The organism is Streptomyces sp. SID4985 (genome assembly GCF_009863025.1).
Classification (GTDB): Bacteria; Actinomycetota; Actinomycetes; order Streptomycetales; family Streptomycetaceae; genus Streptomyces.
Genome location: NZ_WWIR01000195.1, coordinates 1 through 2354, shown reverse-complemented (window position 1 = coordinate 2354; position 2354 = coordinate 1). Strand labels below are relative to the sequence as shown.

The following is a 2354-nucleotide window of genomic DNA, read 5'->3' as shown; positions in this document are numbered from 1 at the left end:
AACGGCGGCGGCCGCGGGCGCCATCGGGCCCGCTTGAGCCGCCGCCGGCACCGGCATCCCGCCGCCGGCCGGCGCTGCGGCGGCGGGGAGCGGCATACCGGTGCCGGCGGCCGGGGCTGTGGGGAGCCCCGGGGAAGGAGCCGCGGCGATCGCCTGCGCGGGCAGTCGCATCCCGGCCCCGTTGGTCTCGTTGATCAGCCGGTCCACGGCCGGGGTGCCCGAGCTGTAGCCGTTCCCGGCGCTCAGTTCGGGGACGGCCGTCTTCTTCCTGGTCTCGTAGAGCACATGCTCCAGACCGGTCACCAGACGGCGTACGTCGGGCTCGGGGCGCACCACGAGCCGTACGAAGCGGCTGGACGAGCCGATCTTGTTGCCGCACTCGCGGACCAGCACCCGGTGCTCGGTGAGCAGCCGGTCGCGGACCACGGTGCCCTCGGCGCCGAGCGGGAGGCGCACGAAGAGGAAGTTGCCCTGCGAGGGGTACACGGTCAGACCGGGCAGCCCCGCCAGCTGGCTCGCCATCTCCAGCCGGTCCCGGCGCACCTGGAGCAGGCTCCGCGCGTACTCGGTGCCGTGCTCCTTCAGCATGAACACCACGTGCTCCGCGAAGGAGTTGAGGTTCCACTTGGGCAGCATCGAGCGGACCTTGCCCGCGAGCGCGGGGTTGGCGACCAGATAGCCGAAGCGGATGCCGTGCAGCCCGAAGTTCTTGCCGAGGCTGCGCAGCACGATCACGTTCGGGCGCAGCATGGCCTCCTGGACGACGCTGGGCTCGGCCTCCGCGTCCGCGAACTCCAGGAACGACTCGTCGATCACCACCAGGTCCAGGTCCGCCATCGCGTCCATGAACTGCACCACCGACTGCCGGGACAGGAAGCCGCCGTCGGGGTTGTTGGGGTTGCAGATCACGGCGACCTTGGTGCCCCGCTTGCGGATGAACTCGCCGTAGGCGGCCAGATCGAGCGCGAAGCCGTTCGCCTCCTGGAGCGGGAACATGTCGACCCGCTTGCCGGTCTCCATCGGCTGGTCGGTCCAGCGGCCGAACGTCGGCACGGGCACGGCCAGCGACTCGCGGACCAGGAGATGGTCGATCCAGGTGATCAGCTCGGTCGATCCGTTGCCCATCGCCACGCACTGCGGGGGGAGTTGGAGCAGCTGGCACAGCTCGGCGGTGATCGTGTCGGCGCTGCTCGGGTAGTACGTGATGATGTCCCGCAGCCGGGCCGCCATGTCCTCGAACATCTCGGGCGTCGGGAAGTACGGATTGCACGGGATGCAGAAGTCCACCGGGCCCGCCCCGTCGCCGCTCCGCCTGAGTGCCGCCATCGAGGGGCTGTGCGCGGCGGTGCCGCGGAACAACGAGGTGACGTTGTCAGGCAAGGAAACCTCCGTCGAAGGGCGACCCGTGGGGACAGGGGCCACTCATGCATACGGAACTGACGGGGGTGGCGTTCAACTCGCCCGCCACGTGAGCCACTTCACTCCGCCGCCGCGACGCCTCCCCCGAATGCCCCCCGATCGAACATGGCGCGCGGGGAGTTGGCAGGTCCCGCACGAAACCTTCACAGTCGCGCCTAGGAACGTGACCCCGCTGGAATCTAGTCTTCCCGCGACATGGACTACTGCCACCCGTGCCGACGGCACCTCAATGGCGCCCTGGCCTGCCCAGGCTGCGGCGCCCCCGCACCCTCCGCCGTCGCGCCCGTGGACGTGACCGTCGCACCGGCCCCGGTGGCGGCGGGCCCCGACCCCTACGGGACGGCACCTCAGGGATATGCCGGTGCGCCTCAGGGGTACGCCGGTGCGGCCGGTGTGCCTCAGGGTTACGCCGCCGCGTCCGGTGTGCCTGGCGCGGCGCCTCAGGCCGCCCAGGGTTACGCCACGCCTCCGGCGCCCCTCCACCCGGAGACACCGGACCGGGCGCGGGTTCCCCGGCAGGCCGACCGCCGCGCCGAGCCCGCCGCCCCGGACGGCCCGGAGGGCTCGGAGGGTCCCGAGCAGCCGTACGCCCCGCACGGCACCCCCGACTCCGGCCCCGACCGCGTCCCCGACGAAGCCCCTGACGAAGCCCTCAGCACCGACCCCGACGACGATGTCGACGCGGACCCCGACTCCGACCTCAGCCGCCGCGACCGCAAGGCCGCCGCGCACCGCCGCCGCAGGCGCCGTACCCTCCTGATCGTCACGGGGTTCGTCCTGGCGGCGGGTGCGCTGAGCCTCGCCGAACTCGGCTCCGACACGCCCTTCTCCACAGACCGCCCCGCCGCCTCCGGTGACGCCTCCCCGGACGGCGGCGCGGGCTCGGCCCGCCCCGACCCCACGGCCGCGACCCCGCAGGACACCGCGGGCGCCGG

The 2354-nt window shown here is 72.7% G+C and carries 1 protein-coding gene and 1 pseudogene; one reads left to right on the top strand and one right to left on the bottom strand.

Translation table 11 applies throughout. The annotated features are described in order from the left end of the window. On the bottom strand, positions 1-1380 hold a 1380-nt coding region (locus tag GTW40_RS07735), incomplete at its 3' end, for a histidinol-phosphate transaminase (protein ID WP_161179409.1). A 324-nt stretch (positions 1381-1704) separates the two neighbouring features. Here GTW40_RS07735 and GTW40_RS32550 point away from each other — a divergent pair. Then, positions 1705-2354, top strand: a pseudogene (locus GTW40_RS32550) (hypothetical protein); the annotation flags it as partial.